Source organism: Porphyromonas sp. HMSC065F10, assembly GCF_001808555.1.
Taxonomy (GTDB): domain Bacteria; phylum Bacteroidota; class Bacteroidia; order Bacteroidales; family Porphyromonadaceae; genus Porphyromonas_A.
The window spans coordinates 28073-54019 of the sequence record NZ_KV793780.1 but is presented as its reverse complement, the minus strand read 5'-3'; the positions used below and the strand labels follow the sequence as shown (position 1 = coordinate 54019).

Annotated in this window: 19 protein-coding genes and 1 pseudogene; 12 read left to right on the top strand and 8 right to left on the bottom strand. The window is 44.6% G+C overall.

What is annotated here, in order from left to right:
- Window positions 1-463: 463 nt before the first annotated feature.
- Complete coding sequence (locus HMPREF2890_RS04535; protein WP_070465997.1) at window positions 464-1597, bottom strand: beta-ketoacyl-ACP synthase III; 1134 nt, start codon at window positions 1595-1597, stop codon at window positions 464-466.
- Complete coding sequence (locus tag HMPREF2890_RS04530) at window positions 1594-2208, bottom strand: TetR/AcrR family transcriptional regulator (protein ID WP_070465996.1); 615 nt, start codon at window positions 2206-2208, stop codon at window positions 1594-1596. Before HMPREF2890_RS04530 ends, HMPREF2890_RS04535 begins: the two co-directional genes overlap by 4 nt.
- Window positions 2209-2399: 191 nt before the next feature.
- Here HMPREF2890_RS04530 and HMPREF2890_RS04525 point away from each other — a divergent pair, with 191 nt between their 5' ends.
- The 10 genes from HMPREF2890_RS04525 (at window position 2400) to HMPREF2890_RS04480 (ending at window position 16476) form a co-directional block, all read left to right on the top strand.
- Window positions 2400-3806 (top strand): DUF3945 domain-containing protein, encoded by a 1407-nt coding sequence (locus tag HMPREF2890_RS04525; protein WP_070465994.1) that lies wholly within the window; start codon window positions 2400-2402, stop codon window positions 3804-3806.
- 21 nt (window positions 3807-3827) lie between these two features.
- A complete protein-coding gene (gene topB, locus HMPREF2890_RS04520; RefSeq protein WP_070465992.1) occupies window positions 3828-5900 on the top strand; it encodes a type IA DNA topoisomerase in 2073 nt (690 codons plus the stop codon).
- Window positions 5901-6378: 478 nt separating this feature from the next.
- Window positions 6379-10770: a DUF2958 domain-containing protein gene (locus HMPREF2890_RS04515; RefSeq protein WP_070466006.1), complete on the top strand. Its 4392-nt coding sequence runs from the start codon at window positions 6379-6381 to the stop codon at window positions 10768-10770.
- A gap of 257 nt (window positions 10771-11027) precedes the next feature.
- Window positions 11028-12281, top strand: a complete 1254-nt coding sequence (locus HMPREF2890_RS04510) for a site-specific integrase (protein ID WP_070465990.1) — start codon at window positions 11028-11030, stop codon at window positions 12279-12281.
- Window positions 12282-12293: 12 nt separating this feature from the next.
- Complete coding sequence (locus HMPREF2890_RS04505; RefSeq protein ID WP_070465987.1) at window positions 12294-13577, top strand: site-specific integrase; 1284 nt, start codon at window positions 12294-12296, stop codon at window positions 13575-13577.
- Window positions 13578-13633: 56 nt separating this feature from the next.
- Window positions 13634-14119: a DUF1896 domain-containing protein gene (locus HMPREF2890_RS04500; protein WP_070465981.1), complete on the top strand. Its 486-nt coding sequence runs from the start codon at window positions 13634-13636 to the stop codon at window positions 14117-14119.
- A gap of 660 nt (window positions 14120-14779) precedes the next feature.
- The gene (locus tag HMPREF2890_RS04495; protein ID WP_004351902.1) at window positions 14780-15049 is read left to right on the top strand and encodes a helix-turn-helix domain-containing protein; all 270 of its coding nucleotides are present in this window, start codon (window positions 14780-14782) and stop codon (window positions 15047-15049) included.
- 3 nt (window positions 15050-15052) lie between these two features.
- Window positions 15053-15367: a helix-turn-helix domain-containing protein gene (locus HMPREF2890_RS04490; RefSeq protein ID WP_070465979.1), complete on the top strand. Its 315-nt coding sequence runs from the start codon at window positions 15053-15055 to the stop codon at window positions 15365-15367.
- Window positions 15355-15864, top strand: a complete 510-nt coding sequence (locus tag HMPREF2890_RS04485) for a DUF3408 domain-containing protein (RefSeq protein WP_025070208.1) — start codon at window positions 15355-15357, stop codon at window positions 15862-15864. Before HMPREF2890_RS04490 ends, HMPREF2890_RS04485 begins: the two co-directional genes overlap by 13 nt.
- Before the next feature lie 192 nt (window positions 15865-16056).
- Window positions 16057-16476: a plasmid mobilization protein gene (locus HMPREF2890_RS04480; RefSeq protein WP_004359027.1), complete on the top strand. Its 420-nt coding sequence runs from the start codon at window positions 16057-16059 to the stop codon at window positions 16474-16476.
- Window positions 16477-16948: 472 nt separating this feature from the next.
- Here HMPREF2890_RS04480 and HMPREF2890_RS04475 read toward each other — a convergent pair.
- Window positions 16949-17930: pseudogene (locus HMPREF2890_RS04475) on the bottom strand (IS30-like element IS4351 family transposase).
- A gap of 193 nt (window positions 17931-18123) precedes the next feature.
- On the opposite strand from HMPREF2890_RS04475, the gene erm(F) reads away from it, so the two are divergent.
- Window positions 18124-18924, top strand: a complete 801-nt coding sequence (erm(F), locus tag HMPREF2890_RS04470; RefSeq protein WP_070465977.1) for a 23S rRNA (adenine(2058)-N(6))-methyltransferase Erm(F) — start codon at window positions 18124-18126, stop codon at window positions 18922-18924.
- On the opposite strand, the gene HMPREF2890_RS04465 is transcribed toward erm(F), so the two are convergent.
- Window positions 18912-20426 carry a TonB-dependent receptor gene (locus HMPREF2890_RS04465; protein ID WP_004378882.1) on the bottom strand — a complete coding sequence of 505 codons (1515 nt, stop codon included), beginning with the start codon at window positions 20424-20426 and terminating at the stop codon, window positions 18912-18914. The genes erm(F) and HMPREF2890_RS04465 overlap by 13 nt on opposite strands.
- 403 nt (window positions 20427-20829) lie before the next feature.
- Between HMPREF2890_RS04465 and HMPREF2890_RS04460 the strand changes: the two genes are divergently transcribed.
- On the top strand, window positions 20830-22449 hold the full coding sequence (locus HMPREF2890_RS04460) for a helicase-related protein (RefSeq protein WP_246825303.1): 1620 nt from the start codon (window positions 20830-20832) through the stop codon (window positions 22447-22449).
- A 33-nt stretch (window positions 22450-22482) separates the two neighbouring features.
- Here the strand turns inward: HMPREF2890_RS04460 and HMPREF2890_RS04455 are convergent, their stop codons facing one another.
- The 4 genes from HMPREF2890_RS04455 to HMPREF2890_RS04445 all read right to left on the bottom strand — a co-directional run bounded on the left by HMPREF2890_RS04455 (window position 22483) and on the right by HMPREF2890_RS04445 (window position 25678).
- Window positions 22483-23487 (bottom strand): nucleotidyl transferase AbiEii/AbiGii toxin family protein, encoded by a 1005-nt coding sequence (locus tag HMPREF2890_RS04455; protein ID WP_070465975.1) that lies wholly within the window; start codon window positions 23485-23487, stop codon window positions 22483-22485.
- Complete coding sequence (locus HMPREF2890_RS04450; RefSeq protein WP_070466002.1) at window positions 23472-24179, bottom strand: DUF6088 family protein; 708 nt, start codon at window positions 24177-24179, stop codon at window positions 23472-23474. Before HMPREF2890_RS04450 ends, HMPREF2890_RS04455 begins: the two co-directional genes overlap by 16 nt.
- A gap of 88 nt (window positions 24180-24267) precedes the next feature.
- On the bottom strand, window positions 24268-24465 hold the full coding sequence (locus HMPREF2890_RS08830; protein WP_148130674.1) for a helix-turn-helix domain-containing protein: 198 nt from the start codon (window positions 24463-24465) through the stop codon (window positions 24268-24270).
- Window positions 24466-24775: 310 nt separating this feature from the next.
- Complete coding sequence (locus HMPREF2890_RS04445; RefSeq protein ID WP_070465973.1) at window positions 24776-25678, bottom strand: Abi family protein; 903 nt, start codon at window positions 25676-25678, stop codon at window positions 24776-24778.
- Window positions 25679-25947: the final 269 nt, after the last annotated feature.

Below are 25947 nucleotides of genomic sequence, written 5' to 3'. Positions count from 1 at the left end.
TCTGTATCTAGATTGTTTATTGCCTGCTATTTGTTTCAAATCTTCTGTAGCGTGAAAAAGACTACTCGCCAAACTTCACACCTCATAAGACTGTCTGCACCGAGTCCACAGATTACTATCTGTGCAAACCGAGGAAGAGATCTCGTTTGGTTGTGCTTCTAAACCAAGACGATCGTTGTTACGGCTAGAGAGCATAACAATGAGTGCAATGCTCAACAAGAAGAATTCTGTGAATCGTTTTATCTTTTGATTACTGTTTGATTGTTCCTACTCTAATAGGTTTTCGGATACCCCTCCTGTTAACCAGTTGGTCTGAGAATCGTTTTTGTCATCAAGGACGATCCGACTCCTTGTGGTCTGAGTTGTAGACAACGTATTGACCAAGTTAGAAGAACACGTTCTTCAGATTCGAGCTATGACTGCACTCTATGTATCATCGTGTACTATGATATTTCGCTATTCATTAAGCAGTTAGTAGCACCGATCCATAGGAGAATCTGCCACTCTCTGGGACAAGAAGAAGTATCTTCTGCCCCTGCTTTATCCCTTTAGTTCGCATCAGTTCTTCCAACGCCACGTAAATGGCAGCAGAGCCAACGTTTCCGACAGATGGGAGGTTGACAAACCACTTCTCTTTCGTCAATGCAATACCACGAGCTATGAGTTCATCATTCACTTGGTCGTAAAAGAGCATTGAAGAGAGATGTGGCAACACGTAGTCTACCTCTTCTGGATTCAAGTTGTGTTTAGCAAGAGTGGTTTCGATATGATCCACCCAATACTTGATGGCATACTTCTTCAGCTGACGTATATCCTGTTTCCCTACAAGAACGCCACGATCCTTGATTTCTTCTGGAGAGAATTCTTTCCAACTCTTTAGTCGTCCATTAGTCTCTAGCTCGGCAGCCATAAACATACAGGTCGGCAACTCATTGGCATAAGATGTCATTTCCACCCACTCCACTTTAAGAGGGCAATCTCCTTCTGGATGGTCTTGCAACAATACAGCCCCCGCTCCATCCGAAAGCATAAACCTCATAAAGTCTTTCTCAAAAGCCATATAAGGGTCTTTGTCTGGATTGTCATGTGTCGCCTCATACTCGGGATCGTAAAACTTGGAGACCAAAGCAGGTGAGGTCAGTTCGGAAGCTACACAAACAGCATTGTCGTGCAACCCTGCGAGGATATTGCTATAGCAAATCTTCAAAGCTTGTAATGAGGTCAGACATACACCAGAAGAAGAGAATATCTCCATCGGGAAGTTACCCAACTCACCATGTACCATAGAGGCGTGCGATGGGAGCAACTGATCTGGAGTACTCGTGCCACAAGCTAAGAGAGAGATGTCAGTCGGAACTGCACTTTCCTCAAACAATCTCAATACCGCTTCTTTTGCAAGCTGGGCATTAGAATGTGTGATCTTATGCTCTTTGTCCAATCCGTAATAGCGAGTCTTTATACCATTTTGTTTGAGGACAATAGACCGAACCCTCGATGGTTTTCCACCAATGAGACCAATATAATCCTCCATCTCCTCGTTGGATACAGGCTTATTAGGTAAAAAGACCGCAACTTTATTGATGTATACATTCCTCATAAGCGTATAGAATTATATAGCAGTAAGTATCTCATTTTCAACTCGTCAATATCCAATTCACTCCCTGTTATGGATTGGATAAACGAATCTCCATAATATAAAGATCGAAACATAGATACGACCAGGAGCGGGTCAATGCTTTGATTCAGCTCTCCAACAGAGAGGCCTTTCTCGTAATATGTTAGCCACATTTGTGTTATTTCTTGATCCAAAGCTTTGCACTTATCATTAAACCCTACGTAATGAAATTTGGCAGAGGATAGTAGATTGATATACTCCGTGGAGTTTGCATCTATATGGGTGTTCCTTACGGAATTCATCCGCTCTTTCGTGAGATTTAATTCGTTCATAATGAAGCTAAGAAATGGCTTCTCATTAGATACAAACTCTTCTCTCTTTAAGGAGTTAGATAGGAGTTCAAAGACGAATTTGTCAATGACCGCTCTGTATAGTCCTTCTTTGTTCTTTACCTTATAGTATATAGCTCCTCTAGACAATCCGATTATTTCTTCCAAATCCGCCGTAGTGACATCCGCATACTCTTTCTCCAAAAAGAGTTTGAATGCCCCAACGAGTATTTGATTCCTACGTTCTTCACTTTTGCTTATCATAGCTTAGTACAACTGTAATAATGTTATCTCTGAGTGCTAAGGTAGACATAAAAAATCAAACTACCAAATCTTGGGCGAATTTTCTTTTTCATCACTTCCTTTCCTTATAAATCCCTGGGACTTAGAAGAGGTGATTTTAGCTCATATATTTGCTGTCTGAAAGGTATTATTCAAATCAAACAGAGTGATTTATGGAAGCAAATAGCAATGACAACTACGTGCTGGTCTTAGAGGATCGCACCGAAGTAAAGAACCAGCAAGAAGCGGGGAAACTCACTATCGTTTCGGGTATTGATGATAAGGGCAAGCTCAAAACAACTGAGCCACTTGAAGCTAATCAAGCTGCATTTCTAAAGTTCAACAGCAAGGATGGACTGCTGAAGAACTTCATGACCAACTTTCTCAAGCAGTTCAACAACCCCTCCCATTTCGGGCTATACAAGGTGTTGGCGAGCAATGTGGAGCAAGGCGTAGACAACCTGCGTACTCTGCTCCAAAGCCGAGAGACTCCTGAAAGCAGACAGCAGTTGGCAGAGGTCGGTGTACCCTTTGAAGACTATCTGCCACAGCAGAAGAAGAGCACAGCCATTGATGCAGACAAGGTAGACTGGAAGATGCTCGGCAGTCTCGGACTCTCCCGTGAGCGGTTAGAGCAGAGTGGTGAGCTAGAGAAGATGCTCAATTGGCAGAAGAGCAACCTCGTGACCATAGCCATCCCCATTGGAGATACAACTATCTACACAGAGGCTCGCCTTGCCTTCCGCACAGATAATGAGGGCAATATCGGGTTAGCCATACACGCTATGCGTAAAGAGCCACAACTCGACTATCCCTATATGGGCTACAAGTTCTCCCCCGAAGAGAAGGAACAACTACTCGCAACCGGCAATCTCGGTAAAACCATCGAAGTAACACCCAAGAGCGGTGAACCTTTTGCAGCCTACGTCTCCATCGACCCACAGACCAATGAGATTATTGCCTTGCGTGCCGACCGTGTAAGCATTCCTCAAGAGATCAAAGGCGTAACGCTCTCTGACCAGCAATACAAAGATCTAGTAGAGGGCAAAGCGGTGAAAGTAGAAGGAATGACCGCTAAGAGTGGGAAGTCTTTCGATGCTACGCTTCAGGTCAATGCAGAGAAGAAAGGCATTGAGTTCATCTTCGGAGAGAACAAGAGTCTCAAAGAGCGTCAGGAACAGCGACAAGATCGTCAACAAAGCAAAGCACCTCGCAAGCTTTGTGGTCTAGAGCTGTCAGAGAAGCAACGAGAAGCCTTAGACAACGGTCGCACACTTTACCTCAAAAATATGATCGATAAAGAGGGGCAACCCTTCAATGCTTATGTTCGTATGGACAAAGAGCAAAACCGCCCACGCTTCTACAAGTGGAACCCTGACAAGAAGCAAGGAACGGGAAAGGTCGAAGCCGTAGCGGAAGAACACAAGACGCAGGTAGCCGTGAATAATCACGGCAAAACCAACGAAGCTACCAAACAGGTGAAAGAGCCACTGAAAAAGGGGCAAACAGCGCCCACTGCTGAACAAAAGCAGAAGCAGGACGAGAACAAGCAGAAGAAGTCCCGAGGACGTAAGATGTAACCCATAATCCATTCCAAGACTATGACAACATGTATTATTGCTGAGAAACCCTCGGTAGCACGAGATATAGCCCGAATCGTTGGAGCTACAACAAAGCAAGACGGTTATTTAGCAGGAAATGGTTACCTCGTCACGTGGGCTATGGGACACCTCATTACACTTGCCATGCCCGAAGCTTACGGCTATGCTAATTACAAAGCAGAAGAGTTGCCCATTTGCCCCAATCCCTTCCAGCTCATTGTCCGACAAGTGCGTAAGGACAAAGAGTACCACGAAGACCCTGCAGCACTCAAGCAACTCAAGGCAATAAGCTCCTGCTTTAATCAGGCAGATCGTATTATTGTGGCAACAGATGCCGGAAGAGAGGGCGAACTCATCTTTCGCTGGATTTACCGACACTTAAATAGTCACAAGCCCTTTGATCGCCTATGGATCTCCTCCCTTACTGACAAAGCTATCCGAGAGGGTCTGGCGAATATCAAGCCAGGGAGTCATTATGACCATCTCTATTACGCAGCTCAAGCACGAGCAGAAGCTGACTGGTTGATGGGAATCAATGCCAGCCGAGCACTCTCCATTGCTTACCGTGGAGGCTACTCACTAGGGCGAGTGCAGACCCCAACTTTGGCCATGGTGTGTCATCGCTATATGGAGCATAGAGACTTTACCTCTGTTCCTTATTGGAAACTCACTGCGACGATAGAGGACGAGGGCTTATCCATCAAAGCCGTGAGCCTACAGAACTTTGATAATGAAGCTGCTGCCCAAACTGCGCTCACTTCATTACGCAGTATCGGCTCGCTTACGGTCACAGAGGTCACAAGAAAGGTAACGCATACAGCTCCACCCCTCTTGTATGATCTGACCGCTCTGCAAAAGGAGGCTAATGTACGTCACGGCTTCTCAGCAGATAAGACCCTCACCCTCGCACAGTCGCTTTATGAGAAGAAGTTCACCACCTACCCCCGTACGGGTAGCCGATATATCAGTGAAGATGTTTTTGAGGAAGTTCCCGACCTCCTTCGTAAGATTGACACACCATTACCCCAAGAGCTGAATCGCCACTCCGTAGATGACAGCAAAGTTACCGACCACCATGCCATTATCCCCACGGGAGAAACAGCATCGGCATTGTCGGTAGATGAGACCACGCTTTATCAAATGATTGTTACCCGCTTCGCAGAAGCCTTCTCGGCAAACTCAGAAGAGGAGCGTATGCAGGTAGTACTCAAGGACGAGACCCACAGCTATGTTTGGAAAGCGTGTCGTCAAGTCTCTTTGGGTTGGAAATCTGTACAGAGTGCCACTCCTCAAGAGCATAAAGAGAGCGAGGAGGACGAGCCGATTTTGTCCTCATTGCCCAACTTGACTGAGGGACAAACGCTAGCCCTGCAACAAGCAGACGTAATTGAGCAAAAGAGCAAGCCTAAGCCACTCTATACAGAAGCAACCCTGCTCTCTGCTATGGAGCATGCAGGCAAGGAGGTAGAGGATGTTGCAAGTAAAAAGGCTTTGGCAGAGTGTGGCATAGGCACACCTGCCACACGAGCCAACATCATTGAGACACTCATCCTACGTGACTATATCCGTAGGGAGAAGAAAAGCATAGTCCCAACGGAGAAAGGGTTAGCTGTCTATGAAATCGTTAAGGACAAGCGCATTGCCAATGCTGAGATGACAGGAGCGTGGGAGGTGGCACTAGCTGCAATTGAGGCAGGAAGTATGGATGCTGGGAAGTTTGCACAAGGCATCAATTCCTATGTCTCCACCATCTGCGAGGAGTTGCTCTCACTCGCACCTGCACCTAGACAGCAAAGGTACCCTACATATCACTGCCCTAAGTGTGGTCGCGAGAGTGTGGGGATCTATGCCAAGGTGGCGAGATGCAAGAATGATGATTGTGATTTCCACATATTCCGTGAAGTATGCGGTACGTATCTCTCCGAAGAGAATATCCGAGACCTCATAACCAAGGGACGTACCCCCATCTTGAAAGGTTTGACGAGCAAGGCTGGTAAGAAGTTCAATGCTCGATTGGTTCTACAAGAAGACAGTTCGACCAAATTTGAATTCGAGCAAAAGAGAAAGAAGTGATAGCCCGCACAAGCGACCTAGCTCAGTGCCACAACGATCTCTCACGACATTCCCCACATGTTTATCGTAGTTAATAGGAAGCCGCTTGGGGAGCCTTTGTAGTTTCTTAGCGGAGAGATGCAGTGCCAATACCCCTTGGCACTGTAGTTCCATAGGGGAGAAACTTGAGTGCCAACCCCTATTGGCACTACAGTTTCATACGTAGGAAACTCTAGTTTTATAGGGGAGAAACTGCAGTTTCATAGGGGAGAAACTCCAGAGCCAAGCCTATGGGAAACTTTTCCCATACGGATGAAACTGTAGAGTGACGGGGGAAAACAACATTTCCACTCAGACTAGACTCTACCAATTCACGTGAAGAACAAAGACATCAAGTAATCGTAATTCCATTCTTGTGGAAGGTATCCTCAATCCATTTCGTGGGATTGACTTCCTCCCACCATGGCTAACAACTATCATCAACAAACAGAGTACCTCTATGGCATACAACAAGAAAGCAGTTTTGGCAGCGAATACAGAAGCAATCCGAGTGGTGCTACGACTAGAAAAAGAGCATCGTCTGGCTACCGAAGCAGAGAAACGCATCTTGCGTGGCTACCAAGGCTTCGGAGGTCTGAAGTGCGTATTGAACCGCACAGACACGCCAGCGGACATCCGCTATTGGAGTAAGTCGGAGCAAGAACTCTTTGCTCCGACACAGCAGCTCAAGCAGATGATCTATCGAGAAGCGGTCGATGCTCACACCGCCAAGCGGTATTGGGAGAGTATCAAAGCGAGTGTGCTCACCTCATTTTATACAGATAGACGTATCGTCTCTGCTATTTCAGATGCTCTAGCAACAAGTGGTGTGACGCTCAAACGGTGCCTTGATCCCTCCTCGGGGATGGGAGCTTTTGCCGAAACATTTGCCAAGCAGACGGGCATTGTTGATGCCTTGGAGAAAGATCTGCTCACGGCTCGCATCAGTCAAGCGTTGCACCCTTATGGCGAGGGCAACATCTTCGTGCGAAATGAACCCTTTGAAGCGATAGCACCCCTAGAAGAGACGGAGAAGTATGACCTCGTAACCAGCAATATCCCCTTTGGAGACTTTATGGTCTATGACCGTGAGTATAGTAGGGGGAATGATCTCTTCAAAAAAGAGGCAACACGAGCCATTCATAATTACTTCTTCGTAAAGGGCTTGGACTGCACTAGAGAGGGAGGTCTCATTGCATTTATCACTTCACAAGGCGTACTCGATGCTGCACTAAATGAGCCAATCAGACGCTATCTGATGCAAAACAGCCGACTCATCTCTGCTATCCGTCTGCCATCAGGGATGTTTAGCGAGCAAGCAGGGACTGAGGTCGGAAGCGACTTGATTGTCTTGCAAAAGCAGTCGGGCAAGGAGATTGGCGAGGAGCTGGAGAAGCAGTTTGTTCAGACAGTCGCCGTACCCAAGGGGGATGGTTTTACTATGGCTTTCAACCATAACTCGCTTTTCCAGGGGTCGTGGAATGATGTAGCATCTCGCACCATAGCCACCAGTCGTGAGCAGGGAAGAGACCCTTACGGCAAGCCAACTTGGAAGTATCGCTTTGAGGGGACTATGGAGGATATGGCTGAGAGTCTCCGAATACAGCTCACACAAGATGTGACAGCACGTTTTGACCGCAAGCTCTATGAGACGGGAATAGCGATGAGCAAGGAGGAGCAACAGAATGAAGCCGAGAAGCAATTGCGTAAGCTGGGCGTAACGGTCGGATTGCCTGGGGTGGAGCCTAAAGTAGACGAAGAGCAAAAAACAGACAACGCTTACAACCTAATGCCTGACAGCATTAAGAGTCAACTCCCCAAGCTATATGACACAGAGAAGCAACTTATTGGCGACCGCACAGCTTATGTCCGATATTTCTTCCCGCTGGGAGCCTATACAGCCTACCTCTTAGAGTACAACCCAGAAGAACGTCTTGGGTTTGGAGCAGTTACAATGGGTTACGGTTGGGAGCTCGGCTACATCTCCTTGGACGAAATGAAGGAGGTCAAGATACATGGCTTGGGGATTGAGCGTGACCTTCACTTTTCACCTACAGCACTGCATGAGATAGCCGAGCTGGAAGAGCTTGTCCAAGGACGGTATAGCAAAGAGGTGGTACAAACAGAAACCCAAGCGGAAGAGGTCGTGGAGAAGTCCTTTTCAGAGGGAACTTCCATCAACCCCATCGAAAAGAATGAATTGGTAGAACCCATCCAGAAGGAGCAAGCCTCCTCAATGTTAGAGCCAGCACCCGAAGGTGTGCCAGCTCTAACGCTACAACATCAGTACGAAGCGGATATACGTACAGACCTAGAAGCCCCACGAGAGATGGGCGGACAGATGGTCTACTTTGATGATGACCATCATCCCGTGATGGATACTACAGATGTCGGGCTGGAACAGGAGGGCTATTTGTTTGCTCCCGAAGAGTACGAACTCTGGACGCAGGAGGTCGCTCGTGTTAACAAGGAGATCAAAGAGGTCAATAAGCAACAGACAGGCTCTAAGCCCAAGCAAAGCTCAGTAAAGCGTCCAAGAGCAAGGAGAAGTACTAAGCTATCCTCAATTGAGCAACCATCTCTATTTGACTTTGCAGAAGTGGAGAGAGAAGTACAGCCAGTTACAGCGGTTAAGAAGTCGTTTGATGCTTCACCTCGTCCATTCCTCTCTTTGCCCGACTCGCATCTACGAGACGGGTCGATCGTGCTGCAAAATGGACAAGTGGGGTATCTCTCCAATCTGAAGCGACAGCCTACTTTTCATCCGATGGACTTACCCTATGAGCGCCTAACCAAGCTCAAAGCGTACATCGAGATACGAGAGAGTTACCATTGGCTATACGACTACGAAGCGAACAATAGATGTGAGGATAGCGAGGAGCGTATAAAACTCAATCGGCTCTATGACGACTTCGTCAGTCGCTGGGGGTATCTCAATCAGAAGAGCAATACAGATCTCATCAAGATGGATGCAACTGGGGTCGAGATACTCTTCTTAGAGCGATCCGATAAGGGGGAATACATCAAGGCAGACATATTTGATCATCCTACCGCTTTTGCCACTACAGAGGTGACAGTAGCTGCCGACCCCACGGAAGCTCTCGTCTCTTCTCTGAATAAGTATGGCTCTGTGGAGCTAGACTATATGAGTTCGCTCCTCCCAGATATGGAGGAGAGTGACATCATCTCAGCTCTAGAGGGGCGTATCTACTACAATCCAGAAGTAGATGGCTACGAGGTGGCAGACAAGTTTATCTCAGGCAATGTGATAGAGAAGAGCGAGCAGATTGAGTCGTGGCTACTAGAGCATCCCGATCATGAAGAAGCCCAGCAAAGCTTAGCTGCCCTACGAGCTGCCACACCTACACCGATACCCTTTGCTGAGCTTGACTTCAACCTTGGGGAGCGGTGGATACCGGCTAAAGTCTATAGTGCTTTCGCCTCAGAATTCTTTGAGACAGAGATCTCCGTCACCTATCAGAGTACGATGGATGAATATGTTTTGCAATGTGACAGACGCAATGGCAACATTTGGCATAAGTATGCTGTGCAGGGAGAGTTCAGACGCTATGATGGACTTAATCTCTTAAAGCATGCGCTACACAATACCATCCCCGATATCAATAAAAACAAAGAGGTACGAGATCTAGAGACAGGCGAGACGAAAACAATCAAAGTGCGTGATGGGCATGCGATACAGATGGCTAATGCTAAGATAGAGGAGATACGTCAGGGCTTTGTAGATTGGCTAGGTAGAACGCCAGAGAGCTTTAAGCAACAACTATCCGACAGATATAATAAGCTATTTAACTGCTTCGTGCGCCCCAACTTTGACGGTGCGCATCAATCCTTTCCCGACCTAAATCTGAAAGGACTAGGTATCTCTGACCTCTATAAGAGTCAGAAGGATGCCGTATGGATGCTCAAAACCAATGGCGGGGGTATTTGTGACCATGAAGTAGGGGCTGGTAAGACCCTCATCATGTGTGCAGCAGCCTATGAGATGAAGCGCTTGGGCTTAGCAAACAAGCCGATGATTATCGGACTAAAAGCAAATGTTTTCGACATTGCCGACACTTTTAGAAAGGCTTATCCCAATGCTAGAGTGCTTTATCCTGGTAAGAACGACTTCAATAAGCAAAATCGCCAACGCATCTTTAACGACATCAAGAACAACGATTGGGATTGCATCATATTGACCCATGAGCAGTTTGGGATGATACCTCAAGCTCTAGAGATACAGGAGGCAATCTTGCAAAAGGAGAAAGACTCTATAGAGGAAAACCTAGAAGTCCTTCGTCAGCAAGGTGCAGACATTTCCCGAGCGATGCTCAAGGGATTGGAGAAGCGAAAGCAGACCCTAGAAGCCAAACTACAAGGCATTCAAGATAGTATTGCCGAGCGTAAGGATGATGCTGTTGACTTCAAAATGATGGGCATCGATCACCTCTTTGTGGACGAGAGTCATCAGTTTAAGAACTTGATGTTCAACACCCGTCACGACCGAGTCTCTGGCTTAGGTAATCCAGAAGGGTCACAGCGTGCACTCAATATGCTCTTTGCCATACGTACCATTCAGGAGCGGTCGGGTAAAGACTTAGGAGCTACTTTTCTCAGTGGCACGACCATCAGCAACTCACTCACAGAGCTCTATCTGCTCTTCAAGTACCTACGTCCTCAAGCACTCGAAAAGCAAGGCATCAATAGCTTTGATGCTTGGGCTGCTGTCTTTGCGAAGAAGTCTACCGATTACGAGTTCTCCATCACCAATGACATCATACAGAAGGAACGCTTCAGGACCTTTATTAAAGTGCCGGAGCTGGCAGCCTTCTATGCGGAAGTATGGGAGTAGAAAGCAGAAAATGGCATAAAACTCATATCTGACTGAAATACAGCGGATATTGCTTGTTTCTTCTTAGGGTTGCATCATAGAAAACAGGCAGAAAAGAGAGTGAAAAGGAGGGAGTTCAGTTACCAAATCGTTCGAAAAACGATGAAAGGAAAAGGACGGCTGAAAGTGGTAACTAAAACGGAGTTTTCTCTTTCATTATCAATGTTTTGCATCGTTCAAAGTTCCTCAAAGAAGTGTAATTTTGCAAGTAAAAAACAATGGAAAAAGAAAAATTCAAGCTGCTTTTCTACCTCAAGAGAGGTACGCAGGACAAAAACGGAAAAAGTCCCATCATGGGACGCATCAGCGCAGGACGCTCTATGGTACAGTTCAGTTGCAAATGCTCGTGTACTCCTCGTTTGTGGGACAGTCGCAAGAACCGACTGCTGGGCAAGAGTGCCGAAGCCGTATCGGTAAACAAGGAACTTGACCGCCTTCAGGTGAGCATATACAAGGTTTATGAGTCTCTTTCGGGTAGCTCCGATGCCCCCATTACGGCAGAGAGAGTACGGGAACTTGTATTCGGACTAAATAGCGAATCTCAAGAACTGCTGCATCATACAGACGAGTATATCGACCGCTTCCGTGAGCGCGTGGGCATAGACCGCAGCGAGCGGAGGCTGAAATGTCTGCTGCTCTTCCGCAAGCATCTGGCAAACTTCGTCAGGTATCGCTACCGTGTGGAGGATATTCCCGTACAGAAAGTGGACACAGTCCTCATCAAAGACTTGGAGGACTACTTCGCCAAAGAAAAGGGATTCAAGCTCAACACTTCGGCTGGTTATCTCTCCATGCTGGCTTCCTTGCTCAAAGACCTGCATAAACGGCACATCATTGACACCTATCCCTTCATCAACCATTCCATTCGTTGGGAAGCGGGTACTCCACGTTACATCACGAGGGAGGAGGTAAGCCGTATCGCAGCCTTGGGAGAAGACGAACTGCAAGGCTATGAAAAAGTGTCGAGGGACATGTTCCTTTTCTCCTGCCTGACGGGGCTTTCCTATACTGACGTGTATCACTTGACGGAGCAGCACATCTTTCACGAAGCGGGAATGACTTGGATACGCAAGCCGAGAGTGAAGACGGGCAACGTGTGCCACATCCCCCTACTTCCCGAAGCCGCTGCCATTATCGAGCGTTATCGGGGTATTCACACGAGGGCTTTCCGACACGAACCGCCCAAGGGGTATCTGCTGCCCATACCCGGATGCGACACGGTGAACATACACCTCAAAAAGATAGCACGGCTTTGCGGTATTCAGAAAACGCTGACCTATCACATGGCACGGCATACCTTCGCATCGCAGATGACACTATCGGAGGGCGTGTCCATTGAGAGCGTTTCCAAAATGCTCGGACACAGTCAAATCAAAACCACGCAAGTGTATGCGGAGACTTCTCCCGAGCGTGTTTTTCTGGACATAGAGAAAATACTTCCACAACTCGCACATTATCAACTGACCAACTAAAACCGCAGCACAATGAAAAGTACATTTTCCATACTATTCTACACGGACAGAAGCAAGACCAATGAACACGGAGTATGCGTAATCCGTTGCCGTATCACCTGCAACGGCACGTCCTCATCGTTTTCCACGCAGTTGCAAACTTCCCCCGATGAGTGGCTTGCCCGAAAAGGGCGCGTCAAGGCGACAGCAGGTAATTCAAGCGGCATCAATCTGCAACTGAACTCAATCGAAGAGTGCTTGCATTCACTCTATGAACGTACATTAAGGGAAGAAAACTATATCACGGCGGAATACCTCAAGGAGCGTTATATGCAGCAAAGTCGCCCTATGCCGACACTTACGGAGCTATATCAATCCGTTTGTGAATACAAGGAGGAATTGCAGGGCAGAACCTTAAGCAAGGCAACCGTCAGGGCTTTTAAGGACAGCTACAAGAGTTTTGTTCATTTCCTGCAAGTAAGGGACAGGGCAGACTGTATGCCCACAGAGGTGGACAAGACTTTACTTGAGGACTATCGCCTTTTCATGCTTCGGGACTTGGGAAACAAGGAAAGCAGTGTTGGCAACCGCCTGCGCCACTTGCATCAGGTCATTCGCAAGGCATTGCAGGAGCGATACGTTCGTGAAGACCCTTTTGAACTCATAGACATAGAAACGCCTACCTACGAGCGCAATGCACTTACAGCGGACGACCTGCAAAAACTCTTGGCTTACCGTCCGCACCGCTCGACAGACAACCATTGCAGACTTATTTTCCTCTTGGGATGTTTCACGGGGCTGGCATTCTCAGACTTAAAGAAACTCCGAATGGACGATGTTTATACATTCGGGGATGGGCGTAGGTACATATCGCTCTGTCGAACAAAGACACAGAACAGAAGTATTGTCCCGTTGCTGCCCGTTGCCGAGAAAATACTCGCCATTGTGAGCCACGGACGAAGGGAGGGGCTTTTCTTTCGAGAGTTTCCCAGCAACAGTAATTTCAATAGAACTATTCAGGAGATATCTATTAAGGCAGGACTGCCACCGCATACTCAAGCGACCTCGCACACCGCACGGCACACCTTTGCCACGACCATCTGTCTGGAGAACGGACTTCCGATAGAGACGGTGAGCAAGATGCTGGGGCATCGCTTTATCTCCACGACCGAGATTTATGCACGGGTGACCAAGAGCAAGATTGCCAAGGAAATGCAACCCCTGATGGGTAGTGAGCATACAAGGGTACTGCGTAAAGCCTTACGGCTGTGTCCGTCAAGAACACCGAAAAAGTCAAGTCCCATAATTGGGATGTAACAGCCGTAATGAATGATTCAAAAAAAAAGAAGTCCAACTTTTTAACAAGAAAAACAATGAAACAGAAGAACAAACAGGAACTTTCCTACTTTCGATTGAAGTTAAGAAGTTACATGAGTGAGCATCACCCCGAGCGATTGGGAGACAAGGAGTTTTTCACGGCAAGAGCCGACATGGCACTGACCGCCTACTGCGATGCCGTGGCGCAAGGTTTTAACCATTTAGAAGCAGAAAGAATAGCAAGTGAAGTGCTTTTCAGTGGACTGCATTTCTCAAAGTACGATACCCTTGTTTCTATCTTGGAGAACGAGTTTGAGAGGGAACTTCCTGCACCGCTCCCAGAGAGGCTTTCGCTTTTATTGTTGTCGAACAAGGCTATTCAAGCCACATTCGACAAATTCGGTTTGACGGACACATTGGCTTCTGACGAGCAATACGGCCGTCTTTACACCGAACTGACAGGCACGATAGTGCTGCTCATCGAGAGCAACAACCTGCCAATGGTCAAACAGACGGAGGAAGCAAGCCCAAAGGCGTTGTAAGCAAAGGCGCACGCAAAGTTCCTGATACCGTTTCTTATCGTGCAAAGGTACAACGGCAGCCTGTCTGCCCTGACAAGGTCGAGTCCTGCGGATGAAGAGAAGAATCTCCACCGCAGGATTTTTCTGTTTCAAGGTGGTATTGCCATTTTCTATATCCATGCGGTCGTATTCATCTCTCCCAACCTTGCAGGGCAGGGCTGCCGTAGAGAGTATAGGCACGACAAGAATACGGCATACTCAGGCTCTTTGGACGCAAGGCATAACAACTAACAACAGATAGGACTGACGATAATACGGACTATCTATTGTTTGTACAATTTGTTGTCATGACTATCTGTTGTCAAAACTATATATCGTCAAAATAATCTATCGATAAAACTATCTATCGACACTTCGACATCTCGATTTGTCGAACTATCGAATTATCGATAAAACAACAAGATAATAAAAGGAACGGGCCGGCACCTCATCTCATTACCGCAATAACACAGACGGATTTCCTTTGTTTTTCTATTGCTTTCTTTCTATTTCCCTGCTTATCCTCATTTCTTGCAGCGATGCTTCCGAGGGTTTACTTTTGCACCCGAGAAGTACGGCAATGGACTGCATAACAGTTTGTTTGCTGAGTAACAATAAAGTAATCAAAACAAAATTAAGGCAATGAAACTCATTATCATCGACCGCAAAGCGTGGGAGCGACATCGCTCCGAATTTGCAGACTTTATCCATCGTGTGGAGAAACTCATCGGCAATCCTCCCGAGACCGAGCAATGGCTCGACAACGAAGCCGTGTGCAAGCGTTTGGGTATCAGCAAGCGTACCCTACAATCATACAGAGATACGGGTAAAATTCCTTATTCAATGATTGGACATAAGTGCTATTACAAGGAGAGTGACATCATGGAGATACTTAACTCAAAAAATGAATAAACTATGGCAGAGAACGAAATCATTACACAGCAAGACCCTCAGATGCAGATGTTTGCACAACTGATGGAGGGCATCTTAAAGAAACTGGAGCGTTATTGCGCCACTGCCCGTCCGATGTTGGGCGGAGAGGTTTACCTCACTGGCGAGGAGGTTTGCAGCCAATTACGGCTCAGCACACGTACGCTCCAAGAGTACAGAAACTCAGGAACGCTTCCTTTCTACAAAATCGGAGGGAAGATACTCTACAAGCAGAGCGACATACAAGCCATGCTTGAAAAACGCTATAACCCGATACCCAAGAAATTATGGCAAGAATAGATGAAAAAAGGAAACAACGCTTGGAACAAGCCATTAGAGATATGGGAAATTATGGCGTTAAGCTCCGCAAGCCCGAAGAGTTACCCGATTTTGACCAGCCCTCCGATTATGAAGAGGAAAAGAGAAGGTTTGAGCCTGTTGATAAAGTTGAGGAACAAAATGACAAGGAGAGTAACGAGGATTTTTCTCAACCGTCCTATCAAGAAACAGCGTTGTCGCCAACAGAAAGGGCTACTTCTACCGAAGAATTTCATCAAAGAATGGGAAAAACAAAGGACAGAAAGCAATTATCCGAGTTTCAGGGGAAATATCTCCAGCCCTTTCGCAACAGCCACCGCAAAGCCGTGTATGTATCAGAGGAAACCCAACGAAAGTTAGACTTCGTGGTGCGGAGAATCGGTGAGCATGGAGCGAGCGTTTCGGGATATGTCGAACAGGTACTGCGGGAACACCTCGACCAATACAAGGAAGATGTGGAAAGATGGAGGAAACTCTGAATTACTGCATTCCTCGAATGCAAGCCTACGCCGAGTTACTGTATTCAATGAATGCAGTAACACAGCAGGGGCTTATAATCCCATTTTCTACATCAGCAAGGTGTGTCTTTGTACCACAAATTGCCATTTGTACCACAAAGACCCTTGCCCCGAAAGGGGATTAAATCACTCCAAAGTCGTGATTAGAAAGCAATGAAGAAGCAAAAACAAAAGAAGCCAGACGGCAGATGTGCCACCTGCCCACGATGGGACAGATGGCACATCAGAATACCTAATTCCGAAGACCAGCAGAAACTTATCAGACTCTATCGCAAGTCGGGAGCAAAGACAAAGAGCGACTTTGTCCGAGCAAGGCTTCTTGGTGAATCTTTTAAGGTCATCACCCAAGACCCTGCAAAAGAACCTTACTTGGAGAAACTCTCAGAAATCGTTGCCTTGGCTCATAAGATAGGAGTTCTGTACAACGAAGTCGTGAAAGTCCTCAATACTTATCATTCTGTTGCCACTGCTCAACAACTGCTCGGCAAACTCGAAACCTATTCCCAAATTCTCATCAGACTACAACAGCAAGCAGTACAACTGACAAAATCCTTTGGGAGTAGAGAAGAATGAATGCTGATAAATCATAACACCCATACTCGTATCGTACCGCGAATGTCCAATCCCTCTTTGGATGATACAAAAGGGTCACTTTGAACGATTACATAGGACCAGTTTCAACGATTTTTCCACTCTGCCCTAATACTTTATCTTTTGGAAAGTACATTGATAATCAGATAATTATTTCAATAACTCCCGATTTGGAGTATTACCCCACATTTATTATTTTTTTATTTTGACAATTCCCGATTTGGGGCATTACCATGACCATTAACAAACACAAAGTCTGTATAATCCCCTATAACTAACGTATCTTTTGAAATTTTCCGTATTTTGTAATCAACATATGGATAGAGCTTTTCCACAGGATGTGGAAGTTTCCAATAAATAAAAACTCGCATGCCATCAACATCAAACACTTTAGGGAATAAAATGTCCTGTTGGGAAGTAAATTCTTCATCTCCTTTCTTATTATAAGCTGAATTCAACTTGCAAATGCAACAGAATTCTGATTAATAATTTGTTTAAATTTTTCGTTTGGCGTGAGGTATCCAAGTCTTTTACGAGGTCGATTATTGAGTTTATTTTCAATCCACTTAATCTGTTTGTTGGTTACTTCACTAAAGTCCTTACCCTTTGGGATATACTGCCTGATAAGCCCGTTGGTGTTTTCATTGGCACCACGTTCCCATGAGTGGTATGGTTTGCAAAAATAGAATTTTATTTCCAATTTTTGCGCAATTTCCTCGTGCTTTGCAAACTCCTTTCCATTGTCAGCCGTAATTGTGTGTATTAAGTTTTTCACTTTCCGCAGTGCCCATACTGCAATCTTAGCTACCGGGATGGCTTCTTTTCCCGACAACTTGCGTATCCAGACCCTGCTTGTTGCTCTGTCGTTAATGGTAAGAATGGCACCTTTGTGGTTCTTACCAATAATTGTATCTATCTCTAAATCACCAAATCTCTCCTTCAGTTCCACTATCTCGGGACGCTCATCAATATCCACCCTGCCTGGGATAAATCCTCGCCCTGCATTTTTAGAACCACGTTTGGCATACCTGCGACCTTGTCTGCGAAGATATTTGTGCAGTTTGCCACCCCGCCGCTTATCCTCCCAAATCCAGCGATATATCGTTTCGTGAGATACCATCGCAATTCCCTCCAAGCGGCTCCTGCCGACAATCTGCTCCGGGCTGAATCCTTTCTTCAACAGCTTTATTATCCGTTTTCTCATTGCCGGTGTAAGCACTTCCTTGCGATGTTTTTGCTGCTTGCGCCTGTCTGCTTTTCGCTGGGCAAGCTCCATGCTATAGCTACCACTTCGGGCGTCGCAATTGCGCTTTATCTCCCTGTAAACAGTGCTTTTATCTACTCCGATAGCTTCCGCTATTGCTTTTTTGCTCATCGGTATTTGCAACATCATAGAAAATTGCATACCTTTGTTCCTCGGTTATATGTTTGCTCATCTGCAACTTTTTTTTCTTTGGACGGACAATTAAAGCAAAGATAGCAAACTTTATCCATTCAGAGTGAGAGAAAGGGGGACATTGTCTCTCTTTCCTCTCTGAAAAATAAATGTTTTTATTGCTTATTATCCGCACCCAAAAAGTTGCATTTATAAGTTGAACTCAAGAAGTATTCACCTGTAAGAAGTTACTAATGACAAAAAAGAAATTGCCCGTTCGTTTTACGGGTCAGCACTTTACTATTGATAAAGTGCTAATAAAAGATGCAATAAGACAAGCAAATATAAGTAATCAGGATACGGTTTTAGATATTGGGGCAGGCAAGGGGTTTCTTACTGTTCATTTATTAAAAATCGCCAACAATGTTGTTGCTATTGAAAACGACACAGCTTTGGTTGAACATTTACGAAAATTATTTTCTGATGCCCGAAATGTTCAAGTTGTCGGTTGTGATTTTAGGAATTTTGCAGTTCCGAAATTTCCTTTCAAAGTGGTGTCAAATATTCCTTATGGCATTACTTCCGATATTTTCAAAATCCTGATGTTTGAGAGTCTTGGAAATTTTCTGGGAGGTTCCATTATCCTTCAATTAGAACCTACACAAAAGTTATTTTCGAGGAAGCTTTACAATCCATATACCGTTTTCTATCATACTTTTTTTGATTTGAAACTTGTCTATGAGGTAGGTCCTGAAAGTTTCTTGCCACCGCCAACTGTCAAATCAGCCCTGTTAAACATTAAAAGAAAACACTTATTTTTTGATTTTAAGTTTAAAGCCAAATACTTAGCATTTATTTCCTGTCTGTTAGAGAAACCTGATTTATCTGTAAAAACAGCTTTAAAGTCGATTTTCAGGAAAAGTCAGGTCAGGTCAATTTCGGAAAAATTCGGTTTAACCCTTAATGCTCAAATTGTTTGTTTGTCTCCAAGTCAATGGTTAAACTGTTTTTTGGAAATGCTGGAAGTTGTCCCTGAAAAATTTCATCCTTCGTAGTTCAAAGTCGGGTGGTCTACATCAATGCCACTGTTTATCTTCCATTGCTTACCCTTATAATCCATTCTCAGGGTGAGTTCCTGCCCACATATAGATAGTGTGTTCTCATAACTTAGGCTATCTATGTATGGTCTATTCGGTATAGTATAGTCGTAAGTGTTGCTTGTGTTTCTATCCTCTTCGTGATGCAGTCCGTACCCTGTCTGCAATTTCAACTGTTTGCCAAAAGGATGGGTATATTGCAATGATATTCTGCTTTCGTTGCGCAGGGTGGGCAGTTGTTGGCAAAGATTGCGCAACAGTAGTGAATCTCCGCCCACAGCGTTGCGCAGGTGGTGGAATTTCGTCAGTGAAAGGCTGGTATTATTAGTTTCATTCGAGTTACCGCCAAGTGTCGCCTTCACGGTAAATGATGCCCCAGCCTTGCCAATCCGCCGTGTGAGGTCGGCAGATACATGGTAATTCTTTCCATTGCTTTTTGTGTTATTTCGCAGCGTTCCCGAGGTCAGCGTGTCCGCAGCCGTATTGCGCTCATATAGGTATGTTGTGTTGTCAGTCAGGTTGTCTGACCGTCCGAAGTTTCCATTTGCACTTATATTCAGCAAAGTCTTTTTGTCTATGTTATACTGCAGATTTATGTTTGCGGCATTACTGTGATTCTTGCTCAAGGAAAGCAGCATTGATTCCCGATATTTTGTTCCCGATGAAAGATATTGCTCATCATAGTCATGATTCTCGCTTCCATTGTGGAAGGCATTGAGTGAGAGGCTTGCATTGAGCGTAATTTTCTTACCAAATTTCTTCACGATATTGCCCGACAATATGTTTTGGAAATTGTTTCCCCCAATGTTCATATTACTAAGATTGTCAGAGCGCAAAGTCAGCGAGGTGTTTTCGCCATCGGCATTGAATAGATTGCCCTGTACCTCATCCCTGCGTCTGTCGCGATTGCCGTGTTCAGCCGTTAGTGTTCCTGTCAGGCTGCCATTGTAGGTAGATTTGGTCTTGATGTCCAGCACATAATTGTCGGCACCATCATCTACTCCCGTCATTTTCTCCAATGCGCTGAGCATGTCATACAGTTTCAGTAGTTCCACTGCATCGGTTGGCATATTCTCCAACGCTGCGATAATGTCGTTGCCCATAAAGGTCTCGCCATTGATGTTTACGCCGTTCAATGGCTTTCCTTTGAATGATAGTTGCCTGTTCGCCTTGTCGTATTCCATGCCCGGAATATTCCTGATTAAGTCTTCCAAGTTAGCACCTTTCCTTACTCGAAGGCAATCAGTATTGATAAACGTGGTGTCTTTTCTTATGGAAAACAATTTCCGCTGTCCAATAACTTGAACTTCATCGAGTTCTATCGTTTTATGTAATGAAGAAACATGTTTTCGAGTAGGGTATATAGTATCACCCACAACTAAATTCAAAATAGTAGCATTAGCAGTGGGAAACAGCAGAAGTAGAATGATGAAGATTAAAAGAATTCTTTTGATTATCATTTTGCAAAATTACCATTGTTCATAGATATATGCAATACCTTAAAATGGCGATTTTATAGAATTAGAAATGTCTAAGGTTGATTTTCATTGAAAAAACAACGTAAATACTTTGCTTATATGAATTATATCGCTATCTTTGCAACATCAAACAGAGAGTTCTTTGAGACTTTGCAGAATAAAGAAAGGGAAAGAAACTCGCTCGTTTCTTAGTCGTTCACCTTATCAGATTATATATTCTGCTTTTTATTAGTAATCAGTCGATTACATTCACCCCCATTACTTTTATGCGGAGATTTGTGACTATCGTACCGCTAAGGATATCGGCATCGACCGCCCAGAGAAGAACGAAATATTGCATAACATACCGCCTACACCCGAGCAAGAAGAGTTTATCGGCAAGTTGATGGAGTTCGCCAAGACAGGGGATGCGACCCTTTTAGGACGAGATGAGCTATCGGAAAAGGAGGAGAAAGCCAAGATGCTGATCGCAACGGACTATGCCCGCAAGATGAGCTTGGATATGAGAATGATAGATCTAGAAAAGTATTCGGACCATATAGACAACAAAGCCAGCCACTGTGCCAAGCTCCTCAATAACTACTATCAGAAGTATAACGAGCAGAAGGGGACACAGTTTGTCTTCAGCGACTTGGGTACTTATAAGTCAGGCGAGTGGAACGTTTACTCGGAGATTAAGCGTAAGTTGGTAGAGGAGTATCACATCCCATCTCACGAGATTCGGTTCATCCAGGAGTGCAAGAATGAGAAAGCGAAGAAAGCGATGGTAGAAGCGATGAATAGGGGCGATATACGTATCATCTTCGGCTCTACTTCTATGTTGGGTACGGGTGTCAATGCCCAGCAACGAGCTGTGGCTATACATCATCTTGATACCCCGTGGAGACCGTCAGACTTAGAGCAACGCAACGGACGAGCTATCCGAAAGGGCAATTTGGTTGCCAAGGAGTTTGCTGACAACAAGGTCGATGTGATTATATATGCAGTGGAGCGTTCGTTGGACAGCTATAAGTTCAACCTACTACACAACAAGCAGCTTTTCATCAATCAATTGAAGAGCAATCAGCTCGGTATGCGTACCATCGATGAAGGCTCAATGGATGAGGATAGTGGTATGAACTTCTCAGAGTATGTAGCTGTGCTATCGGGCAATACAGACCTTTTGGAGAAGGCAAAGCTAGATAAGAAGATTACCGCATTAGAGTCAGAACGTAAGAACTTCCTTCGTGAACGAAATGGGGCTATAGGTAAGTTGGCAGAGATTGACCATTCGCTCTCTTATCACACAGGCAAGATACAAGAGGCGAAGAAAGACTTAGCTTGCTTTGAGCAACGAGTGGAACGAGATGCGGAAGGCAACCCAGTCAATCAACTTTCAATTAAAGGCGTAGAGAGTTGTTCTGACATCAAAGTGATTGCTCATCGTCTTCAAGAGATAGAGGAAAAGGCTCGTACCAATGGTGAGTACAACAAGGTTGGAGAGCTTTATGGCTTCTCTATTATGGTCAAGACGGAAAGTTCCTCTCAGAACTTATTTGACCTATCGGTGAACCGCTTCTTCGTGAAGGGCGAGGGTAGTATTTACTACACCTACAATAACGGCAAGCTGGCAAATGATCCTAAGCTGGCTTGTCTGAACTTCTTCAATGCTTTAGAGCGCATTCCCAAGGTGATCGAATCTCACGAGAAGGAGATAGCAAAGGTCTCAGCAAATAAGGAGGTCTACAATGCCATTGCCAATAGCTCGTGGAAGAAGGAGGAGGATTTGCGTTCTCTCAAAGCCCAAGCAGCCGAGCTGGATAGAAAGATTGCCCTTACGCTTTCTCCGCCAGAGGAAGAAAAAGAGAATCTTGAAAAAGAGATACAAGAAACGAGATATGTTGCCACGTCAACCCCACTTAAAGATGCTGGAGAGACTTCTCTTTCAGACACAGTCTCTCAAACTCATCAAGACAATCGAGAAGTAACGAGTCGAGTAGTTATATCCAAGCCGAAATTGCGATAGAATCATATAGGAGATTTTCGGTAATAGATAACCTTACCCGCTACTTTTTGTGAGGTTAATCGTTCTCAGAGAGTCTAAGATTTTCAAGAATGATACCTTCACCCTTTCTGAAGATGGAATTTCCCTATAAGCTATTGCAGATAAATTCTCTTCGTACCTAGGAGTTAGAGCTTCCCATAACTTTTCAAAATCCAATACCAATGGCGATTGGGTTAGGTCTTTTAGACCTTTCCATCCAAAAGGCTCGTCAAAGGCTGCTTGGTCATGCTTGACCAAAGTTTCTACATCACGCACAAACTCGACACCATAAACATACTCCTCCAAATCCTTGATAGTCATAAGAGCATTCAAATCATAGAAATGGCGGATTTTAGACGAAAGAGATGCCAATGGATCCTGGCTCATAGAGAAGCGAATGAGAGAAACGGTTTTCTCGCATAAGGTTTGCTTTAGCGACAACACATTCAACTCAAAAGGTTCAAGGTGATATTGAGATGCAACATCCTCCAAGTGTTGCTTCTTCAGATAAGTAGTCACAAATGGTTCTATCGTCCTTTTTTCATAAGGAAAAGGATTGGCAAACGAACTGATCTCTACGATAATTCTCGAAGGAATAGGATTGACGGAAACATCCAACCCTACTAGAGCATCATAGGAGAATGCTTGCTTCCTATACTTTGACCCTTTGGATATATCTGCAAAGGATTTATCTTCTGTAAAACCCACCGTAACCTCTTTCATCAGCTTAGATAATAGCATCTTGACTTGATTGCCACTCATATCACCGCTGATGACGGCAAAGTCCACATCTTCAGAAAACCGGTCAATCAATTGATAAGCTTTGGACAATGAAGTCCCTCCCTTAAATACAATCTGCCGACTGTAGGTGCTTTTAGATAAGGATCGGAGTATTGCTGAGATATAATAATCTTTCTCGATCAATTGGACTGGAATTTTCAAATCCTCAGAAGACGCTTGTAGCAAGTCTCTGAATGACTCGCTGTCTAAATGTAAAGGCTCTCTTATTGTATGTTCCATTGGCTTGACACTAAAGTGGGGGAAAGTCCGATTCTAAATCGTGTGAGAGGGTTTAATGTCTGATGTAAAGTCGCTACAAGTGATTCATCTGTTAGCATAGAACCCAACAAAGCTCTTGTGAGTGGAGTGTAATTTAGGGAAAGTTCCACTAGTTGCTTATGATCTTCCTTTTCATATTCACGGACTTTCTTCTTTAGAAGAGAATACGACTTGTCGACAGTAGTATCTGGAATTTTCTTGATCCATTTCAAACAGTCCAAAAGACGCAGCATATCGATGTTGTCTTGACAGATCTGGTTCTTCTGTAATACAAAACGGATGGCATAAATCCCCCGCTTTGTATTTCGTTTCGGGAAGTTAGTCCCTATTTCAAGAATGGATGAGTGTTGGGTGGTTAGTCCAAATAGGTTGAAAGCATAGAGACCTGTCAAATAGCCAATAGGAGTGTCCCCGTCATAGAGTAAGTCTCGGAATCTTTCTTCCATAGATGGTCCTACAACCCCAAATCGTGTTTGCTTGGGCTTGTAATAAACTCCTGGGCTAAGTCGTTCGATCTCTCCCTCCTGAGCTAATCGTCCTAAAGCTACCACAGCTGCATTGTACTCCGAACGAGAAAGCTCTAAGTCCTCCAGTCGGAAAACTTTTCCCATCTCAAAATCCAAAATCCTCTTTTTAATACTCTTGCTTGTCATGCTACTTGACCTTTTCGCAAAGGTAGTCATTTTGTTGTGTAAGTGCAAGTACTTACACAACAAAATAGTCGGATTGAAAGAAAAAAGATTAACAGTCATCTCGTTTTTTTAGCATCTCATCGATTTCCTCACGAAGGAACAGTAGGCGACCATTAGCTTTAAGGTAGGGGATCTTACCCGCCCATACCCAATTGTAGATGGTCATTTGCTCAACCTTTAGCAATCTAGACACATCAATGATGTCAAGATACTCAGGCTTGAGAGGCGGCTTAACAACAGTTTCTATGGCTTGCTCTCGGTCAAATTACGACACCAGAAGCAACAACTCAGGAGGTGAAGCAGAAGCCTGAATCTACGACACCCCAACATACCCCTAAGCCTAAGTGGAGATGATTGCTCTGTGTCATCTTCAAAAGACGCTTTATAATTCGAGGTTGTCGATAAAAAAAGGAGATTAAGCTAGTCATATAAAGCAAAAAAGGGACTATACAGACGAAGTGTATAGCCCCATTTTTCTACCTTTTATAGTGCTAATAGAGCGTCTAAAAGTCTCTATCGGCACTTTTCTTACTGCAAAGGTAATTCTTTATTCTGACTTACGCAAGCATTTCTCGAATATTTTTGATTCCAGTTGCTTCAGCAATGATGTTTTGTACCTCATTGTATTTCTCGTTCTTGTTGAACAACTTTATCAATTCTTCCTTCAAGTCAGCTTGACGATTCACTGACACAATTCCTGTCATGTAGTATATGACTTTGATTGCACCATAGAGCTTATGATAGTTTGCACTTTCCATCTGACCAGCTGGACCTCGTCTTATAGATGTTGGTAGCGCAATATCATATAACACATTGCCATGTGCACAATAATTCCTTATCGTGAGAATTGTTTTCAAGTAGCTTTCAAACACTGGCAGTTGTCTTACTTTGAAATGTTCGCTGATTGCTCTACAAATCATCTTGTCTTTAAGTGCCTTGAAAAGATGGATTATTCCCCCTAAAGTCATATATTCCAATGTCTTCCAAGCGGGAGCATACTTGTCGTTTATATGGGTTTTATGGTGCTGCTGTATAATAGAAATAGACTTAAATCGATTGGTATAGACTTCCTGATCAAACTTCCTTACGTATGCTGCGGTCACAACAGTGGAGTCTGCAAACCATGTAGGAGATGTCCTATAATAATTCGACACCTTGTATATGAGAAACGTTCTGAAATGAATCTCGATGCGGTTGAGATACTTCATAAGGATACTCCTTAAATTAAAATCGAAGTAATATAGCTTCACGATGTAGTCAAAATTAGTCCCCTCTCTAAACTGATGAGTCCTGTTAATTTTATTCGGATATGTTGTTTCGAAAGGGAACCAATAAAACCCTAAGCGATAATACCCCGCATCCAAAAGCACTTCTTGGGCTTTTTCTTTATCCTTAATAACCATTCCACGACTTTCAAGCAGCTTGATCTGCTCCCATACATCAATTGCAGTCTTTCCCATATCTACTATATCTGAGAACCAAACAAATACAGAACTAAGTTTTCTGTAAAATGCTTAGTCGCATTATTATGAATTCTTTTTGCTATTCAAAAGCTAATATGTTCACTCTGTTTGAGTGCAAATGTAAGCATTCTTAGTGATTGAGAAACAAGACCAAATAGGAGAGATCTCTAGCCCATCTTTGTTCGCCTTGCTTACTGTTGATGCGTAAACCTAACATCTACCACTCCTCTCTTCTTTTTAGCATCTCATCGATTTCCTCACGAAGG

What these genes read in the sequence shown, in the direction of transcription:
- HMPREF2890_RS04535 (WP_070465997.1), bottom strand. Translation starts at nt 1,597, where the DNA reads ATGAGGAATGTATACATCAATAAAGTTGCGGTCTTTTTACCTAATAAG.
- HMPREF2890_RS04530 (WP_070465996.1), bottom strand. Translation starts at nt 2,208, where the DNA reads ATGATAAGCAAAAGTGAAGAACGTAGGAATCAAATACTCGTTGGGGCA.
- HMPREF2890_RS04525 (WP_070465994.1), top strand. Translation starts at nt 2,400, where the DNA reads ATGGAAGCAAATAGCAATGACAACTACGTGCTGGTCTTAGAGGATCGC.
- topB (WP_070465992.1), top strand. Translation starts at nt 3,828, where the DNA reads ATGACAACATGTATTATTGCTGAGAAACCCTCGGTAGCACGAGATATA.
- HMPREF2890_RS04515 (WP_070466006.1), top strand. Translation starts at nt 6,379, where the DNA reads ATGGCATACAACAAGAAAGCAGTTTTGGCAGCGAATACAGAAGCAATC.
- HMPREF2890_RS04510 (WP_070465990.1), top strand. Translation starts at nt 11,028, where the DNA reads ATGGAAAAAGAAAAATTCAAGCTGCTTTTCTACCTCAAGAGAGGTACG.
- HMPREF2890_RS04505 (WP_070465987.1), top strand. Translation starts at nt 12,294, where the DNA reads ATGAAAAGTACATTTTCCATACTATTCTACACGGACAGAAGCAAGACC.
- HMPREF2890_RS04500 (WP_070465981.1), top strand. Translation starts at nt 13,634, where the DNA reads ATGAAACAGAAGAACAAACAGGAACTTTCCTACTTTCGATTGAAGTTA.
- HMPREF2890_RS04495 (WP_004351902.1), top strand. Translation starts at nt 14,780, where the DNA reads ATGAAACTCATTATCATCGACCGCAAAGCGTGGGAGCGACATCGCTCC.
- HMPREF2890_RS04490 (WP_070465979.1), top strand. Translation starts at nt 15,053, where the DNA reads ATGGCAGAGAACGAAATCATTACACAGCAAGACCCTCAGATGCAGATG.
- HMPREF2890_RS04485 (WP_025070208.1), top strand. Translation starts at nt 15,355, where the DNA reads ATGGCAAGAATAGATGAAAAAAGGAAACAACGCTTGGAACAAGCCATT.
- HMPREF2890_RS04480 (WP_004359027.1), top strand. Translation starts at nt 16,057, where the DNA reads ATGAAGAAGCAAAAACAAAAGAAGCCAGACGGCAGATGTGCCACCTGC.
- HMPREF2890_RS04465 (WP_004378882.1), bottom strand. Translation starts at nt 20,426, where the DNA reads ATGATAATCAAAAGAATTCTTTTAATCTTCATCATTCTACTTCTGCTG.
- HMPREF2890_RS04460 (WP_246825303.1), top strand. Translation starts at nt 20,830, where the DNA reads ATGGAGTTCGCCAAGACAGGGGATGCGACCCTTTTAGGACGAGATGAG.
- HMPREF2890_RS04455 (WP_070465975.1), bottom strand. Translation starts at nt 23,487, where the DNA reads ATGGAACATACAATAAGAGAGCCTTTACATTTAGACAGCGAGTCATTC.
- HMPREF2890_RS04450 (WP_070466002.1), bottom strand. Translation starts at nt 24,179, where the DNA reads ATGACAAGCAAGAGTATTAAAAAGAGGATTTTGGATTTTGAGATGGGA.
- HMPREF2890_RS04445 (WP_070465973.1), bottom strand. Translation starts at nt 25,678, where the DNA reads ATGGGAAAGACTGCAATTGATGTATGGGAGCAGATCAAGCTGCTTGAA.